Raw genomic sequence first — 16,589 nt, forward strand, 5'->3', positions numbered from 1 at the left:
CCGCCTACTGCCGATAGGTGGCGAGGAACCGGCCGATCCGTTCGACGATGGCCTCGAGTTCGTCGGCATAGGGCAGGGTGACGATCCGGAAGTGGTCGGGGCGTGGCCAATTGAAGCCGGTGCCCTGCACGATGTGCAGCTTCTCCTGGAGCAGCAGATCCAGGACGAACCGTTCGTCGTCCACGATCGGATACATGTCGAGATCGATCCGCGGGAAGGCGTACAGGGCGCCTTGGGGTTTGACGCAGGAGATGCCCGGGATCGCGTTGAGCGCCTCCCAGGTGCGATCGCGTTGTTCGCGCAGCCGCCCGCCGGGCAGTCGCAGGTCGTCGATGCTCTGGTAGCCGCCGAGCGCGGCCTGAATCGCCTGTTGCGCGGGGACATTCGCGCACAGCCGGAGCCCGGCCAGCATGGTCAGGCCTTCGAGGTAGTTCTCGGCGTGCTTGACCGGCCCCGACACCACCAGCCAGCCGGACCGGAACCCGGCGCAGCGGTAGGACTTCGACAGGCCGGAGAAGGTCAAACACAGCAGATCGGGTGCGAGGGCGGCCGCTGCGGTGTGGACGAGGTCGTCGTAGACGATCTTGTCGTAGATCTCGTCGGAGAAGACGATGAGGTCGTGCCGCCGCGCGACCTCGAGGATCTCGCGCAGCACCTCCGGCGAATACACCGCTCCGGTGGGGTTGTTCGGGTTGATGAGGACGATGGCCCGGGTGCGGTCGGTGATCTTGGCTTCGATGTCGGCGACATCGGGGAACCAATCCGAGGCCTCGTCGCACAGGTAGTGCACCGGCCGGCCGCCGTTGAGGGTGGTCGCCGCGGTCCAGAGCGGGAAATCCGGTGCGGGGACGAGCACTTCGTCGCCGTTCTCCAGCAGCGCCGTAATCGCCATCATGATCAGCTCGGACACCCCGTTGCCCAGGAAGACGTCCTCGACGTCCACGCCGTCGACGCCGAGGGTCTGGTAGTACTGCACGACCGCCCGCCGCGCCGAGAGCAGCCCCTTGGACGATGAATAGCCGCTCGACAGCGGCAGATTCCGGACGATGTCCTGCAGGATCTCCGCGGGCGCCTCGAACCCGAACGGCTGCGGGTTGCCGGTGTTCAGCTTCACCACGTGGTGCCCCTCGGCCTCCAGCCGGGCCGCCTGCTCCGCCACCGGACCGCGGATCTCGTAGGACACACCCGCCAACTTGCTCGACTGCCTGATCTGCATGAACGTCCCTTCTCGCGCTGACCTCCGCACACTGTACTTGGATTTTCCAAGTAGTCACTTGGATATTCCAAGTAAGTGGCTACAGTGAGAGTGTGCCGCGCCGAAGTTATGACCACTACTGTGCCGCCAGCCGCGCCCTGGACGCGGTCGGCGATCGCTGGAGTCTGCTGGTCGTTCGTGAACTGCTATCCGGCCCGAGACGGTACAGCGATCTGTTCGCCGACCTGCCCGGCATCAGCACCGACGTGCTCGCGGCGCGGCTCAAAGACCTGGAACGCGACGGCGTCCTGACGCGGCAAAGGATCGGGCCGCGCGCGACGTCGGCCTACGAGCTGACCGCCGCCGGGGCGGGATTGCGTACCGTCCTGGACGCGCTCTCCGCTTGGGGGACACCGGCGCTCGGGGATCGCCGCCCCACCGACGCGGTGCGCGCGCACTGGCTCGCGCTGCCGCTGGGGCGGGCCATCGGGGAGCGGATCGACCAGGGCGCGGTCACCGTGCGGATCGGCGAGACGGTCTTCCACATAGTCGTCGACGGTGGCGAGGTCACCCATCACGACGGCCCCGCGGCCGGCCCGGCTGTGGATTTGGTCCTCGATCTGACGACCGCGAACGCCGTGGCGAGCGGAGCGCTCGCACTGGCGGACGCGAAACCGGGCTGGCCGCGCGCGGCAAACTGACGGCGCCGCAACCGCATCGGGCTCAGCTGACGAGGGTCAGGAACTCCTCGAGGCTGATCTTCTCGTCCTTGTTCAGGTCCGCCTTGTCGAGGATGGCCAGCGCCGCGGTCTTGGCCGCGTCGCTCGAAAACCCATATCCCTCAACGGCCCGCACATACTCGTCGAGTGTGATGAAGCCGTCACTGTTCGCATCGACCCGCACGAATACCGCCTTGGCCTCCGCGACAGTAAACCCACCCATAACCCACTCCTTCATTCACATCCGGCAACCGAGCTAGCTACCGGAGTATCCCATCCGGCCGACTCGGCGTTCCGGGTGCGTATCCAGCAGGCGCGGAACTGTTTACATGTAACGGAAGTTCGGCTATGGTTTGCGTTACATGTAACGAATATGACATTCGGAGAAGGAAGCTGTTTCATGATCGCGATCGTGCTCGCCCTCGGTGCGGCGTTCGGCTGGGGTACCTCGGACTTCCTCGGCGGGTTGAAAAGCCGCAAGCTGCCACTGCTTTCGGTACTGCTGATCTCGCAGAGCACCGCGCTGGCGCTGGTGACGGGCTTCGCGCTGGTGCGCGGCGGCGGCCTGCCCGAACCGGCCGCACTCGGCTATGCCGCGCTGGCCGGTCTGGCCGAAACCGCCGCGGTCGCCGCGCTGTATCGAGGGCTGGCGGTCGGCACCATCAGCATCGTCGCCGCGGTCGCTTCGACCGCCCCGGTGGTGCCGCTGCTGGCGGGGCTGCTGTCCGGTGAGGTGCCGGGGGCGGTCCAGTTGGCCGGTCTCGTTGTGGCGCTGCTCGGTTTGATGGTCGCGTCCTACCAGTCCGACCAGGACGGGAAAGCCGGCCAGGTGCTGCCGAGCGTCGGCTTCGGTCTGCTCGCCGCGGTCGGCTTCGGCACCTTCTTCGTGGCCATGGATACCGCGAGCACCGGCGATATCGGCTGGGCGTTGCTGACCGCGCGGCTCACCGCTGTCGGCCTGATCGGCGCCGTCGTCCTGGCCGGGCGGCAGGCGGTCGCGGTCCCGCCCAGGGACATTCCCGGGATCGCCCTCATCGGCGTGCTGATCGTGGTCGCCGACGCCCTCTACGCGACCGCCTCCACGCTCGGCATGGTCGGCGTCGTCGCCGTGCTGGGCGCCCTGCACACCCTCGTCACCATCGCGCTGGCCCGAATCTTCTTGAACGAGAAGCTCGGTCGCCCGCAGCAGGTCGGGGTCGGGGCGGCGCTGGCCGGCGTGCTCGCGATCGCGACCGGCTGACGCGGCGGCTGCCTGGACCTGCGATGTTCGAGGCGGGTGCGGGGTCGGGCAGAATGATTCCCCTTGACTGTTCGATCGGAGGTACGGGCGGAATGATGGAACGCGCCGAGATGGAGATATTCCTGACTCTCGCGCACGAGTTGCACTTCGGCCGTACCGCTGCCCGCCTGCACGTCTCGCCCGCGCTGGTCACCCAGATCGTGCAGAAGATCGAGCGGCGGCTCGGGGTGGCGCTGTTCGCCCGCACCAGCAGACGGGTGGCGCTGACCGAGGTAGGGCAGATGCTGCGCGATGAACTCCAGCCGCTGTACGAGGCGATCGGGCTCGCACTCAGCCGCGCCGAAAGCGCCGGACGCGGTATGACCGGCACGCTCACCGTCGGTTTCATGGGCAGCCAATCCGGGCGCTGGGTGTATGCCGCCCGCGACCTGTTCGCGCGCCGCCACCCGGACTGCGTCGTGCGCATCGTCGAAACCCACCTGCATCACCACGTGGCGCAGCTGCGTGCCGGCGCCGCCGACCTGTTGCTGATCACGCTGCCCATCGACGAGCCCGATCTGACGGTCGGCGCGGTGGTGACCCGCGGCACCAGATATCTCGGCGTGGCCGCGAACCACCGCCTCGCCGCGCGCGAGTCCGCGTCGTTCGACGATTTGGCGGGGGAAACCTTTGTCGCCGTGACGGATTCGGTGCCGGACTACTGGATCGACTACCACTTTCCCCGGCAGACCCCGAGCGGACAGCCCATCGGCAGGCACAATGACCCCTGCGCGACCTATGCCGAGACGCTGGGGCTGGTGGCCCTGGGACAGGCCATCGTGCCCGGCGACGCGCAACTGCCGCTGCTGTACCAGCGACCTGACATCCGCTTCATCGCCGTCCCCGATATGCCGCCGATCGAGCAGGGCATCGTCTGGCGGACGCGCGACGACGCCGACCCGCGCATCCGGGCCTTCGCCGAGGTGGTCATGGAAATCGCGCCGGCGTTGTCGCCGCCCGGCGTGGTGTTCCCCGCGCCGGCTACGACCCCAGATCCAGTACCGCTTTGCCCGTAATCTGCCGGGACAGCAGCATGTCGGCCGCGTGCTCGGCTTGCTCCCACGAACCTCGCCAGCCGATCTGAGCGGTCAGCCGCCCGTCCCGCACCAGCTGGAGCAGCAACGCGAGGTCCGGGCCGAAGGGCGTGGCGACATTGAAGTTCTCCAGCCGCCCGCGCGCCGAGTTGGTGCCCGCCACCTCGAAGTCGATGACGGTCACCTCGCGGGCGGCCCGGCCGATGGCTTGCGCGACGCCATCGGGTTCCAGCCGGTAGAACGCCTCGGCCAGCTGGGCGCCACCCACGTTGTCCAGCACGCCGTACACGGGAGCCGTCAATTCCGCGGGGCCCGAGACGATTTCGGCGGCGCCGAGTTCGCGCAGCCCGGCCGCGCGCTGGGCGCTGCTGACCGAGGCGATGACATGCGCGCCCGCCAAGGCCGCGAGTTGCACGGCGAACCGGCCGACGCCGCCGGACGCGCCGGTGATCAGCACCCGCCGGCCCAGAACCGAACCGAGCCGGCGCAGCGCCTGCAACGCGGTCACGCCCGCGACCGGCAGCGCGCTGGCGATACCGAGATCCACGTCGTCCGGAACCACCGCGAGGTTGCCGGTGTCGACGGCCCGCAACTCCGCCCACGCTCCGCCCCAGCCGAAGGTGACGACCCGGGCGCCCACGGGCGGTCCCGACCCGTCGGCGGCGGCCTGGGTGACGATGCCGGCGGCGTCCCATCCGGAGACGCGCGTGCCCGAAGTGGCCGAACGGTAAGCGATCTCACCGAAGTTCAGCGAAACCGCCGCCACCGTGACCAGCGCCTGGTCGGCCCGCGGCCGCGGATCCGGGGCCGCGGCGAGGTAGAGGCCCTCCGGGCCGTTGAGTAGTGCACGCATAGCTGGGTCTGTTCCTTCGTGTGCTGTCAGTTGCTCGGATCGAGGGCCCCCACTACCTTGGCGTCGCCGCCCTGCCGGAACAACGCACGATTCCGCAAGGATCTCGGCCCGCGGCTGAATGATCCGGGCCCGCCGGGCTGCTGTCCGGCTATCGCGCGGGCATCGAAGTGCCCGATCACATCGGCGCTCGGCGCCGCCCGCGGACCTTGCTCTGATCCGCCGGGGCCGGTAGCGGGGTGAAGGCGCCCGCGGCCGCCGCGAGTGCGGCGGTGCGGGCGGCCGCGTCGGGCAGCCGCGGATCGGGTGGGGTGCGCAGCAGCACCAGCTGGTGGTAGAGCGGGGCGGTCGCGGCGATCAGCAGGGCGCGGGCGTCGACCTCGGGTGCGAGCTCGCCGCGGGCGATCGCGCGCCGAATGATGATCTCGGACTGGGCATATCGGTCTTCCCATAGTTGCCGCAGGGCGCGGGCGGCCTCCTCGGAGCGGAACGAGACCGCGATCAGCGCCACCGCGATCGAGGATTCCGCGCCCAGCGAATCCTGGATTTCCTGGTTGAGGGCCGCCAGGTCGCCGCGCAGGGAGCCGGTGTCGCGCGGCTCCCACGGCAGGTGGGCGGCGGCGTCGAAGACGTCGGCGAGCAGGCCGCCGACGTCTTGCCAGCGGCGGTACACCGTGGCGCGGTGCACGCCCGAGCGGGCGGCGACGGCATCGATACTCAGTGCGTCGTAACCGTTTTCGGCCAGCTCCGCGCTGACCGCGTCCAGCACCTGGGTCCGGATGCGGGCGGTCCGGCCGCCCGGTCGGGAACGGGGGACGGGTGGGGGGTCAACACTCATGCGGTCATCCGATTGCTTGACGGGCGGGAGTCCTCACGCTACCTTAGTGCGACAGTTGTCGTACTAAGTGAGGTTCTGCCGATGCTCCTGCGAAGTGTTCACCCGGTCCTGCGGTCGCTGCCGACCGTGTCGTCCTCGAATGCTTCGGAGAGTGCCCATGCCAACCCAGATCACCGCGCACGCGGTCAGCAAGTCCTTCAACGGCAAGTCCGTTCTCGATGAGGTGACGTGTGCGCTCGCCGCGGGTGAGCGCACCGGGATCATCGGCGAGAACGGATCCGGCAAGACCACCCTGCTCCGCCTGTTCGCCGGACAGGAACAGCCCGACGAGGGCGCGATCGTCGTCCAGGCCGACGGCGGCGTCGGTTATCTCGCCCAGGATGAGCAACTTCCGCCGCACCTGACGGTGCAGGAGGTCATCGACCGGGCATTGACCGAGCTCCGCGCGATCGAACAGCGGATGCGCCGCCTCGAGGTCGCGATGGCTGCCGGCGACGACGCCGGGATTGCCGAATACGGCGATCTGACAACGGTTTTCGAGCTGCGCGGCGGTTACGACGCCGACGCCCGGGTGGAACGCGCGCTGCACGGCCTGGGCTTGGGGCTGGTGCGGCGCGAGCGCACGGTCGCCGGACTGTCCGGTGGCGAGCAGGTCCGGCTGCGCCTGGCCGCGCTGCTGGCGGCCGGCACCGAGGTGCTGCTACTGGACGAGCCGACCAACCACCTCGACGACGACGCCATGGCCTGGCTCGAAGCGCACCTGCGGGCCCGCCGCGGCACCATGGTGGCGGTGTCGCACGACCGGGCTTTCCTCGAGCGCGTCGCGACCACGCTGCTGGAGGTCGACCCGGACCGGCGGCGAGTTGTCCGCTACGGCAACGGCTATGCGGGCTTCCTGACCGAGAAGGCGGCGGCACGCCAGCGCTGGGTGCAGGCGCACGCGCAATGGCAGGCCGACACCGCACGGCTCCGCGAGGCCGCCGCGACCACCGCGCGCGAGGTCGCGCCGGGCCGGGCGATGCGGGACAACAACAAGATGGCCTACGACCGGGCCGGCGGGCGGGTGCAGCAGTCGCTGGCCAGCCGGGTTCGCAACGCTGAGGAACGGCTGCGCCGCCTGCTCGCGGATCCGGTTCCGGCGCCGCCGCGTCCCCTGCGGTTCACGCCGGGGCTGCGGGCCGGGCAGGTGCAGGGCACCGTGCTCGACGCCTCCGGTCTCACCGTCCACGGCCGCCTGGACCGGGTGAGCTTCGAGCTCTGCGCCGGTGATCGGCTGCTGGTCACCGGCCCGAACGGAGCGGGCAAATCCACCCTGCTGCAGGTGCTGGCCGGTCGGCTCGCACCGGACGACGGCACCGTTGTCCGCCGCGGCGCGATCGGGTACCTCGCTCAGGAGCCGAGTTTCGCCGACTCCTCGGACACGCTGCTGGCGGCGTTCGCCCGCGGCCGCCGGGGACCGGCCGACGAGCATGCCGAACGGCTCCTGGCGCTGGGCCTGTTCGAGCAGGCGCAGTTCTCGACGCGCGTCGAGCACCTGTCCACCGGGCAGCGGCAGCGACTTGCCTTGGCCCGCTTGGTCACCGAGCCCCTCGACGTGCTGCTGCTCGACGAGCCGACCAACCATCTGTCACCAGGTCTGGTCGAGGACCTGGAAACCGCGCTGACGCACTACCGCGGCGCCCTCGTGATCGTCAGCCACGACCGCAGGCTCCGCAGTCGCTGGCGCGGCGCTCACCTCGCGCTCCGCGCACCGGTCTTCGCCTGACATCCCCGAACATCCACGCACCGAAGGAGTTTCGCCGTGCCCCACGATTCCGTTCCCGCGGACCCCACCGTCCTGCACCCGATGCCCGGCCAGCCGCGGGTAGTGCTGCTGAAGCCACTGCTCACCTCGCCGCTGATCGAGGTGGGGGAGTACTCCTACTACGACGACCCCGACGACCCGACGACATTCGAAACCCGCAACGTCCTCTATCACTACGGCCCGGAGAAACTGATCATCGGCAAATTCTGTGCCCTGGGCACCGGCGTCCGTTTCATCATGAACGGCGCCAACCACCGCATGGACGGCCCGTCGACCTTCCCGTTCCCCACCATGGGCGCCTCCTGGTCGAACCACTTCGACCTGCTCACCGGCTTACCGACCCGCGGTGACACCGTCGTCGGCAACGACGTCTGGTTCGGCAACGGCGCGACGGTGCTGCCCGGCGTCCGCATCGGCCACGGCGCCATCATCAGCACCGGCGCCGTAGTCACCAGCGATGTCCCCGACTACGGCATCGTCGGCGGCAACCCGGCCCGCCTCATCCGCTCCCGCTTCGACGACCAGGACATCGCCCGCCTGCTGAAAGTGGCCTGGTGGGACTGGCCCGCCGAGCACATCACCGACCACATCCCAGCGATCATGTCGGGAAGCGTCACCGATCTCGAGGCCGCGGCCCCGCACTGACCGGCGGTGTCAGGGGAAACGTTTCGCGATCGCCGTGGCGATCGCTTCGGGTGCGTGTTCCTGAATGAAGTGCCGCGCGTGCGGCAACTCCACCACCTCGAGGTCGGTGAAGGCCGCCCGCATACGCGGGATACCGGCCTTCGGGCGAAACACCATGTCCCGCATGCCCCAGACCAGCAGGGCGGGCTTGTCGCCGAGTACGGCGGGCACGTCCTGCGCCAGGCGCTCCAGTAGCGGGCGCGCGGCACGAATTTCCCTGGGCGGCACGGTGAGTCCGCGCCGGGCCGCCGGGGTGGGCTGCACCGCGCGGTAGTGCTCGGCTTCGGCGGGGGAGAGTGTGCGCCCCAATTCCGCGAGCACAACCCGCTCGATGAGGAAGTTGTGTTCGAGTATGCGCCGCTGCATCGGGCGACTGCTCATGATCGCGCTGAAGGCTCGGTTGGCCAGGGTCTCGATCGGCCAGAACACGGTGTTGCCCAGGACGATTCCGCGCACTCGGTCCGCGCGCGTGGTGGCCGCGCCCAACCCGATGGGGCCGCCCCAATCCTGTCCCATCAGGACGAAGTCGTCGAGCTTCAGGTGATCGATCAGCTCGCCGAGAATCGTCGTGTGCTCGGCGACGGTGTAGCCGAAATCCGCCGGGCGCTCGGACAATCCGAACCCGAGGTAGTCGACGGCGACACACCGGTACCGATCGCGCAGTTCCCGCACGATGTGGCGGTACTGAAAACTCCACGCCGGGACGCCATGACAGAACAGGATTGTCGGTCCGGTCCCCTCATCGATGTAGTGCACACGCCCGGCGGACGAGTCGAACCAGCGCGACTCGAATGGATACAGGTCCCCGTCGGGAACGAAGTCGATCAGCATTGGGCCCCTCCCTCTGGCGAGAGGTTACCCGGGGCCCGCGGCTGACCGGTAGCGGTGTGCGCGACGTCGCGATCTAGGCTTGGATTACCTCGACGTGCACGAGTGCGTTGAGTGAATCGCAACTGGCCCAGGATTGACCCTGCCCGTATTGCACGGGGCCGTATTTCCAGTAAGTGAATGGAACCGGCCAGGCGACACAAGTGAGTTTTACTTGGTGCCAGGTGGGCAGTTCGCAATTGGCCATTCCGCCGGTATTGAAGATGTTGTACACGTGACAGTTGGCCTGCCATACCGGCACGTCGGCCTGGGCAACGCCACCACCAGCGAGGACGGTGGCCGCGGTTGCGGTGGCAACGGCGGCGCCGGCGGCTAGCCGCTTCGCAGTGAGCATTTTCGGACCTCCTGAATTGATGTTGTGTGGAAAACATCGCAAGCGGTTCGAACGTGTTACTCGCGGACGTCTGGGGGCGGTATTCAGATAATTCACCGGATAATCGACCTCGTAAATGCGCGGTAATTCGGTTGCGGGCCGGTGACGTGGTTCGTAGGCTGCTCGTCATGTCTTGTCGCCATGCCGCCCCCTACTTCATCCGTCTGCGCAGCGCTCGGGCTCTGGCCCGCTAGCGGACGCGGAGAGAACTGCTTCGGCGTCCGTGAGCGCGCCCAGGGCCCTTCGAGAACTCATTCGACTCGAAGACCCGAAGGGGCAAGCGCATGGCGCAAGATTTCGCATACCGGAACTACTCCCACACCCAGGGCAAGGTCAAGAACGGCGGCGGTGGCCGCGCGTCCAGGGATCAGGCCAGACGGGCTCCGACCCAGCACCATCTGGTGCACCCGGAGGCCGTGGCGGCGATCCTGGCCGTCGCCGACCCGAGCGGATCGGTGCTCGATCCCGCGGCGGGGGAGGGTGCGCTCACACGCGCCCTGGCTCGGCGCGGGGCACAGGTCACCGCCTACGAGCCGGATCCCCTGCTGGCCGCCAAATTGGCGGCCGGCACCCGTGCCGAGAGCGGAATACGGGTGGTGCGAGCCGATTTCAGCAAGGCAAAGCCGCACCGTGACCCGTTCGCGGTGGTCGGCAACGTCCCCGCCGCGGCGACGGCCCGGATCATCGACTGGTGCCTGACCGCGCCCGCCCTCACCTCGGCGACCCTGCTCACCCAACTGGATTGCGCGCGTGCCTATTCCGGAGCCGACGGGCACTGGAGCCTGACCACCGCGCTGAGCTGGCCGTGGTTCGACTGGCAGCTGCACGGACAGGTGGACCGCACCAGCTTCCGACCCGCCCCCGCCGCCGACGCCGCGATCCTGCACCTGGTCCGGCGACCGGAACCGCTGGTGCAGGAGCGGGATTCCTACACCGACCTGGTGCGCGGCAGCTTCACCGCCGACGTCCATCCGGACCACTGGGTGCGGACGCACGAGCGTCTGACCGGGTAATCGCACCGGTGCCGATCAGGTAACCGGACGGGGTCGCCCTGCCGCGGCAGGGCGACCCGCCTCGTGTGGCCGCGGCGACCCCGCCTCGTGTGGTCGCGGCGAATGCGATCGATGTGGCGCGCGGTCGGTGCGGTGTGCGGAGCCGAGGCGCGTCCGGTGAGTAAAGTGCTGCGGGTCTTGCCCGGCGGTGTGCGAAGGAGCAGGGAATGGTCTGGGGCGGTGCCAAATCCGTGACCGGTGTGGTGTGCACGGTGGCGGGAGTGCTCGCGGGGTTAACCGGAGTGCCGGCGAGTGCGGGCGCGCAGCCACCCGGGAACCCGGTGCTGATCGTGCACGGCTGGACGGCGGGCGGACTGCTGCCGCTCGACGACGATTGGGCCGACGTGCTGCGGTCGGCGCTCGAGCGGCAAGGCAGGCCCGTGTACGTCGTGGATCTTCCCGGTGAGCGGAATGTCGAGAACGCGGAGACGATCGCCCGGGTGGCCCGGCGCGCGTCCAGCGACCACGACGGCGCGAAGATCGACGTGGTGGGCCACAGCATGGGCGGGCTGTCCGCCCGGTACTTCGTCAAGTACCTGGGCGGCCAGGACTTGACCGCGCATTACGTCTCTGCCGGTACGGGCCAATACGGTTGGTACCCAACGTGTTTGCTGCCGCTCGATCGGGGCGGTGAGATGTGCCCGGCAAGCCGGTTCCTGGCTGTCCTCAACGAAGGCCGCGACACCGTGGGCGATGTCGCCTACACCACCCTGCGCACCCGCGCCGACGACGCGGGCCCGTTCCACTCGCCCATGGACAGCCGCCCACTGGAGGGGCGGTCCTGCGTGGCGAACGGTATCGACGGCGGTCCGCACGCCGACGAGCTGAAGAACCCGACCGTTATCGCCGCGATCCTCGACGCCCTGAACGACCGCTGCCCCGGCGCGATCGTCGAGGCGTAGAACCCACCCGCATAGCGCTATTCGGCGTGCCGCAGTTTGACCACGATGTAGAGCAGCGCGGCGAGCGCGGTCGCGGCCAGCAGCAGCAGACCGACCGCGTAGCTGTTGTTTGCTTCGTCGTAGGTGATGCCCATGATCAGCGGCGGGAAGTAGCCGCCGAGCCCGCCTGCCGCGGAGACGATTCCGGTGATGCTGCCGACGTTGGAGGCGGGGGAGCGCTGAGCCACCCAGGCGAACACGCCGCCGGTGCCGATGCCGAGGAACAGCGCCATCGTGATGAAGACCGCGGCCGAGCCCACATCGGCGGGTGGTTTGAAGGAGGCCAGCACGGCCATCGCCGCGGTGCCGATCAGCGAGGCGGCGACGATGTACTTCGGCGCGATCCGGTCCGAGAGGGCGCCGCCGATCGGGCGGGCGATCACCGCGGCGAGGGCGAAGGCGGCGGTGCGGGTGCCGGCGTCGACCGCGGAGAACTCGTAGATGTTCTTGATATAGGTCGGCAGGTAGGAGCTGAAGGCGACGAAGCCGCCGAAGACCACGGCGTAGAGGAACGACATCTCCCAGGTGACACGAAGTTTCATCGCGCCGCGCAGTTTGGGCAGCACCGGATCGGTGTTGGGGGTGAACTCCGGCGAATTCCGCAGGAACAGGATGCACAGCCCCGCGGTGACCGCGAGCGCGGCGGCCACGATCAGGTGCGTCGGCAGTACCCCGAACCAGCCGACGAGGCGCGGGGTGAAGAACGCCGACACCGCGGTACCGACCATGCCCGCACCGAACACGCCGGTCGCGAAGCCGCGCCGCGCGGGCACGTACCAGGAGTTCGCGAACGGGATGCCGACCGCGAAGATCGTGCCGGGGATGCCGAGCAGGAAACCGAACACCAGCATCAGCGGATAGGACTCCATGCTGCCCGCGAGACCGACCGCCACGACGGGCACGATCGAGGCCAGCGAGACCCCGATGAACATCGTGCGCCCGCCGAGCCGGTCGGTCAGCGCGCCGGAGACGATCCGGCCCAGCGAGCCGACCAGGATCGGCATCGCCACCATCAGCGAGGCCTGCGTGCTGCTCAGGTCCATGGTGTCGGCATAGCGCGGGGAGAGCGGACCGATCAGGTTCCAGGCCCAGAAATTGATCGCCGAAACCCAGGTGGCGAGGGCCAGGTTGAGGGTCGGGGACCCGGTGCGTACCGCTGCCTGTAGCGAGGTCACTCGATCAGGAAACCATAGCCACCAGCATCTGAAGCAGTAACACGCAACAGTTGAGCAATCGTCAACCGATGCTGAAGGGCTGCCCCCAGAGCATGACGTTCCCGATGAAATTGGTGGTGTCGACCTCGGCGGCGACAAAGGCTCGAGCCTGGGCGTATCCGCCGCATCCGTCCACCGCGAAGGTCTCGTCGATCCACGTCACGCTGGTGCGCGGACCCGGCACCTTGTTGTATCGCTTGTGTGATTCCTGGCCGTAGTCATCGGGCTTCTCCAAGTCCAGCATCAGGCGAGCTAACGCCTTGCCCGGCCCGAGCGTGATCCCGGTGCCCAAAGCCTGGGCGGGCGCCACCGACCAGGCGCCGCCACCGCCTTGCGACGCGGTGGCGGTTTCGTCGGCGCTCTCGGTGATTCCGGCGATATCCACCTGGCAGCCGACGATGTAACCAGGGCTGATCTTGATCGTCGCGGTCGAGGCGCTCGGGCCCGCGAGATCCACACTCGCGCGGGCGGTCACCCACACGTTGCGATGCATGGGCGTCCCGCCCATCGAGCCGTTGATCCTGGCCGACTCCTGCTCCAGGCGGACCGTAATGGTGGTTCCGTCGGCCAATTCGCGCGTAATCGTGCCGCCGGGCAGCGGTACGAAGGTGTCAGCGGTGGCTACCCCCGTCTGACCGATCCCGAATGCCGTCGCGGCCAGCGCCGCGCCGAGAATCTTGCCGAACATGCGATCCCTTCAGTCGGAACGGACCGTCAGCCGAGGCTGAACGGCTGGCCGTAGAGCGTGGCTTTCACGTACTCGACGCCGATGATCTCCACCACCGCGACCTGGCGCGCCTGCGCGTAACCGGCGCACCCCTGAACCTCCATCGGCACGTCCTGGTAATTGATGGTGTAGGTGCCGCTCTTGACCAGTTCGATGTTGTTGATCGCGACCCACTGCACCTGACCGGGCGAGAGCGGAAAGCTGAAGCCGCCGACGATGGTCGGGGTCGTGCTGAGGGTGAACGCTGTGTTCGCGGTCAGCTGGCTCAGCGCCACCTGGCAGCCGACGATGTAGCCGACCGTGAGGTTCGACGAACCATGGGTCCCCGAATTGTTGGTGCCCGGGTAATTCTTGGGTCCATTGTTGGGTCCCACGACGCCGTCCGGTGTCTCCACCTCGGTGGTCACATTTCCGGACAACCACGAGCTGCGGCCCGCGCCGTTGGCGGCCAGGGACGACGAAATGATCGCGCGCTCACCGCGACTCGTGATTTTGATCCCCGGGCCCTCGATGTGCCCGTCCGGCAGCGGCACCACGACATCCGCGGCCGCACCGCCCGGCAGCGCGGCGAGTCCGATGCTCACGGCGACGGCCGTCACCGCCCATTTCCCGATCCGATTCTTGCTCATTCACCCCTCGCTCATCGTGGCGAGGCCGCATTCCTCCGAATCGAGAGCGACCGCGCTGCGCCAACATTCACTGAGGTAAAGCGAGGGAATCTAACCACACATCCTCAGGAAGACGGCCGATTGCGGCGGGCTATGTCGAGACGCGCTAGGGCGCGGCAGGCCGGGTGATGCTGCCGCCGGCGGTGCTGATCAGGGCTTCGGCGATGCTCGCGGCCAGGTCCGCGTCGTCCTCGTCGCAGGCCCACCAGCGCAGGTCGCCGTACATCTGCCCCGCGGTCCGGCGCGCCAGCATCCGGGCCGGACAGCCGGTGGAGAGCATGATCGCGGCGGGCAGCAGCGCCTCGGGCGGCCCGGCGACGCAACCGGTGACCGCGGCCCGGATCAGGTCGGCCGGCATCGGATCCGGTGCGGTGACCGGCGGACCCGGGAACAGCGCCCAGCGTGCGAGCGGGGGATAGGACAGATAGTTCGCGCGACCGCGCCAGCGGCGGCTGCCCCAGGTCACCATCCGCTGCGCCGCGGTGGTCAGCCGGGTCTCGTCGGCGCTGAAAGTTATTCGCACACAGCGGCATTCGACTGCGGCGACATGCTGTGCGGTAGGTTCTGCGACTGCGGTCATCTCACACCCCTTCGACTGCTCAACGTGGACACCGCGGCGAACACGGCGACCGTGCTGGCCGAGAGCGCCATCAAGGCCAGCGCGTAAGCCGAGAGCAAGATGCTCGACTCCGCCGCGCCCCCGCCGCGATAGATCAGCACGGCCGCCACCAGCGGACCGAGGCAGAAAAGCACACAGCACACGCAGAGATAGCCGACAGCCAAGAGCACATATCCACCGAAACTCGATGCTCGCCGCGCTGTCGGCAATGCCATGCGGACCGCCTCCGATCGAGGAATGTGCCACCATCGTCGTCTGGAATCAGGACTCTAACTTAGAGAACTGGCAAATAGTCAGTCACGTGATCGAATGGTGACCTGGTCCATGAAACATATTGATAGGTAGTATTTTTACGGCTATCTAGTCAATTAACCCCAGTGAGTGTAAATCGGGAAGCTGTAATAGCAATATTTTGGCAATCCATTCTCGAGAATCACCAGGTGACCGGAAGTTCGTGGACGCCATAGATATTCATGTCGGTCCGCAGCCGGACCTCGGCGGCGGGGACGGCGAGGGCGAGGGTGGGGAACCGGCGCAGCAGGCCCTCAAAGCCCGCGCGCATCTCGATGCGCGCCAGCTGCTGGCCGAGGCAGGTGTGGATGCCGTGGCCGAAACCGAGGCGGCCGCGGGACTCGCGGTGGATGTCGAGGGTGTCGGGGTTCTCGAAGCGCCGCGGGTCGTGGTTGGCGGCCAGCAGGGAGACGACCACGGTCGAACCCGCGGCGATCAGCTCGCCGCCGAGTTCGATGTCCTCGGTGGCGTAGCGGTAGAAGATGTCGGCGACGGACAGGTAGCGCAGCAGTTCCTCCACGGCGCCCGGCATCAGCTCGGGATCGGCGCGGAGTTCGGCGAGCTGCGCCGGGTGCTCGAGCAGCGCGAAAGTGCCCAGCGCCAGCATGTTCGCGGTGGTCTCGTGGCCGGCGAGCAGTAGCAGGAAGGCGATGCCGACCAGTTCCTCGATGCTGAGATCTTCATCCCGGGCCAGATCGGAGAGCAGGTCGTCGCCCGGCTCGGCGCGCCGGCGGGTGACCAGGCCGGCGAGGTAGGTGTTGATCGCGATGACCGCGGCCATCTTCTCCTCGAGCGTCTGGTCCCGGACCAGGAACTGGGCGGTGTTGACCTGGAAGGTCGCCCGGTCCTCGTAGGGGACGCCGAGCATCTCGCAGATCACCAGCGACGGCACCGGCAGCGCGAACGCCTGGACCAGGTCGACCGGCGGGGCCATGGCCGCCAGCTCGTCCAGCTGCCGCTCGACGATGTCGGCGATGTGCGCTTCGAGCTGCTTCATCCGCCGGACGGTGAAGGCGCCGGTGAGCTTGCGCCGCAGCCGGGTGTGGTCCGGCGGGTCCATGGCGATGAAGACCCCGGGCATCTGCGGCGACGGCTCGGTCGGCGCGGGCATGCCCGGGGTCTCGAACGGCACGTGGATGATGCCGAGGTCCAGCCGGGAACTGAACCGGGTGTCGGCCATGAGCTCACGGGTCGCGTCATAGCCGGTCACCAGCCAGCCTTGGTGACCGTCGGGAAAAGCCATCGGGCTCACCGGGCGGACCGCGCGCAGCTCGCTGATCTCGCGCGGCGGGTCGAACGGTCCGGCGGTGCGTGCCATGGGCAGGCCCTGGAGGGAATCCGACATCGGATTTTCCTTTCGTCGCGGTTGTTGTGACGACAATCGCGAAGCGACCTGACATGGGCCTGTCACGG

Annotated in this window: 19 protein-coding genes; 7 read left to right on the plus strand and 12 right to left on the minus strand. The window is 68.3% G+C overall.

What is annotated here, in order from left to right:
• Positions 1-4: 4 nt before the first annotated feature.
• Positions 5-1,216: a pyridoxal phosphate-dependent aminotransferase gene (locus tag AB0M14_RS13760; protein ID WP_364993635.1), complete on the minus strand. Its 1,212-nt coding sequence runs from the start codon at positions 1,214-1,216 to the stop codon at positions 5-7.
• Between the two features lie 92 nt (positions 1,217-1,308).
• Between AB0M14_RS13760 and AB0M14_RS13765 the strand changes: the two genes are divergently transcribed.
• Positions 1,309-1,896: a helix-turn-helix domain-containing protein gene (locus AB0M14_RS13765; protein ID WP_364993639.1), complete on the plus strand. Its 588-nt coding sequence runs from the start codon at positions 1,309-1,311 to the stop codon at positions 1,894-1,896.
• A gap of 22 nt (positions 1,897-1,918) precedes the next feature.
• Here the strand turns inward: AB0M14_RS13765 and AB0M14_RS13770 are convergent, their stop codons facing one another.
• On the minus strand, positions 1,919-2,137 hold the full coding sequence (locus AB0M14_RS13770; RefSeq protein WP_364993643.1) for an EF-hand domain-containing protein: 219 nt from the start codon (positions 2,135-2,137) through the stop codon (positions 1,919-1,921).
• A gap of 177 nt (positions 2,138-2,314) precedes the next feature.
• On the opposite strand from AB0M14_RS13770, the gene AB0M14_RS13775 reads away from it, so the two are divergent.
• Together AB0M14_RS13775 and AB0M14_RS13780 are read left to right on the plus strand one after the other, a co-directional pair.
• Positions 2,315-3,154: a DMT family transporter gene (locus AB0M14_RS13775; RefSeq protein ID WP_364993646.1), complete on the plus strand. Its 840-nt coding sequence runs from the start codon at positions 2,315-2,317 to the stop codon at positions 3,152-3,154.
• Between the two features lie 92 nt (positions 3,155-3,246).
• Positions 3,247-4,209, plus strand: coding sequence for a LysR family transcriptional regulator (locus tag AB0M14_RS13780; protein ID WP_364993649.1), 963 nt, complete (start codon positions 3,247-3,249; stop codon positions 4,207-4,209).
• Here the strand turns inward: AB0M14_RS13780 and AB0M14_RS13785 are convergent.
• Positions 4,175-5,080, minus strand: coding sequence for a zinc-binding dehydrogenase (locus AB0M14_RS13785; RefSeq protein ID WP_364993652.1), 906 nt, complete (start codon positions 5,078-5,080; stop codon positions 4,175-4,177). The two genes, AB0M14_RS13780 and AB0M14_RS13785, sit on opposite strands and share 35 nt — an antisense overlap.
• Positions 5,081-5,255: 175 nt before the next feature.
• Positions 5,256-5,915, minus strand: coding sequence for a TetR/AcrR family transcriptional regulator (locus AB0M14_RS13790; protein ID WP_364993655.1), 660 nt, complete (start codon positions 5,913-5,915; stop codon positions 5,256-5,258).
• Between the two features lie 157 nt (positions 5,916-6,072).
• Between AB0M14_RS13790 and abc-f the strand changes: the two genes are divergently transcribed.
• Both abc-f and AB0M14_RS13800 read left to right on the plus strand, forming a co-directional pair.
• Positions 6,073-7,680: a ribosomal protection-like ABC-F family protein gene (gene abc-f / locus AB0M14_RS13795; protein WP_364993659.1), complete on the plus strand. Its 1,608-nt coding sequence runs from the start codon at positions 6,073-6,075 to the stop codon at positions 7,678-7,680.
• 81 nt (positions 7,681-7,761) lie between these two features.
• Positions 7,762-8,364 (plus strand): CatB-related O-acetyltransferase, encoded by a 603-nt coding sequence (locus tag AB0M14_RS13800; protein WP_364995766.1) that lies wholly within the window; start codon positions 7,762-7,764, stop codon positions 8,362-8,364.
• A 9-nt stretch (positions 8,365-8,373) separates the two neighbouring features.
• Here AB0M14_RS13800 and AB0M14_RS13805 read toward each other — a convergent pair whose 3' ends face one another.
• Positions 8,374-9,234, minus strand: coding sequence for a haloalkane dehalogenase (locus AB0M14_RS13805; protein WP_364993662.1), 861 nt, complete (start codon positions 9,232-9,234; stop codon positions 8,374-8,376).
• Positions 9,235-9,307: 73 nt separating this feature from the next.
• Entirely contained in the window at positions 9,308-9,625 is a 318-nt protein-coding gene (locus tag AB0M14_RS13810) for a hypothetical protein (RefSeq protein WP_364993665.1), read from the minus strand.
• Between the two features lie 323 nt (positions 9,626-9,948).
• On the opposite strand from AB0M14_RS13810, the gene AB0M14_RS13815 reads away from it, so the two are divergent.
• Positions 9,949-10,677, plus strand: coding sequence for an rRNA adenine N(6)-methyltransferase family protein (locus AB0M14_RS13815; protein WP_364993668.1), 729 nt, complete (start codon positions 9,949-9,951; stop codon positions 10,675-10,677).
• A gap of 206 nt (positions 10,678-10,883) precedes the next feature.
• Positions 10,884-11,618, plus strand: coding sequence for an alpha/beta fold hydrolase (locus tag AB0M14_RS13820; protein WP_364993671.1), 735 nt, complete (start codon positions 10,884-10,886; stop codon positions 11,616-11,618).
• Positions 11,619-11,635: 17 nt separating this feature from the next.
• Here AB0M14_RS13820 and AB0M14_RS13825 read toward each other — a convergent pair whose 3' ends face one another.
• The 6 genes from AB0M14_RS13825 to AB0M14_RS13850 all read right to left on the minus strand — a co-directional run bounded on the left by AB0M14_RS13825 (position 11,636) and on the right by AB0M14_RS13850 (position 16,521).
• Positions 11,636-12,832, minus strand: coding sequence for an MFS transporter (locus tag AB0M14_RS13825; RefSeq protein WP_364993673.1), 1,197 nt, complete (start codon positions 12,830-12,832; stop codon positions 11,636-11,638).
• 61 nt (positions 12,833-12,893) lie between these two features.
• The gene (locus tag AB0M14_RS13830; RefSeq protein WP_364993676.1) at positions 12,894-13,559 is read right to left on the minus strand and encodes an MspA family porin; all 666 of its coding nucleotides are present in this window, start codon (positions 13,557-13,559) and stop codon (positions 12,894-12,896) included.
• A gap of 26 nt (positions 13,560-13,585) precedes the next feature.
• The gene (locus AB0M14_RS13835; protein WP_364993679.1) at positions 13,586-14,227 is read right to left on the minus strand and encodes an MspA family porin; all 642 of its coding nucleotides are present in this window, start codon (positions 14,225-14,227) and stop codon (positions 13,586-13,588) included.
• Positions 14,228-14,372: 145 nt separating this feature from the next.
• Positions 14,373-14,846 carry a hypothetical protein gene (locus AB0M14_RS13840; protein WP_364993682.1) on the minus strand — a complete coding sequence of 158 codons (474 nt, stop codon included), beginning with the start codon at positions 14,844-14,846 and terminating at the stop codon, positions 14,373-14,375.
• Positions 14,843-15,100 carry a hypothetical protein gene (locus AB0M14_RS13845; RefSeq protein WP_364993685.1) on the minus strand — a complete coding sequence of 86 codons (258 nt, stop codon included), beginning with the start codon at positions 15,098-15,100 and terminating at the stop codon, positions 14,843-14,845. The genes AB0M14_RS13840 and AB0M14_RS13845 overlap by 4 nt, the downstream gene beginning before the upstream one ends.
• Positions 15,101-15,318: 218 nt before the next feature.
• The gene (locus AB0M14_RS13850; RefSeq protein ID WP_364993688.1) at positions 15,319-16,521 is read right to left on the minus strand and encodes a cytochrome P450; all 1,203 of its coding nucleotides are present in this window, start codon (positions 16,519-16,521) and stop codon (positions 15,319-15,321) included.
• Positions 16,522-16,589 lie beyond the last annotated feature (68 nt).

Source organism: Nocardia sp. NPDC051832 (genome assembly GCF_040681285.1).
Taxonomy (GTDB): Bacteria; Actinomycetota; Actinomycetes; order Mycobacteriales; family Mycobacteriaceae; genus Nocardia.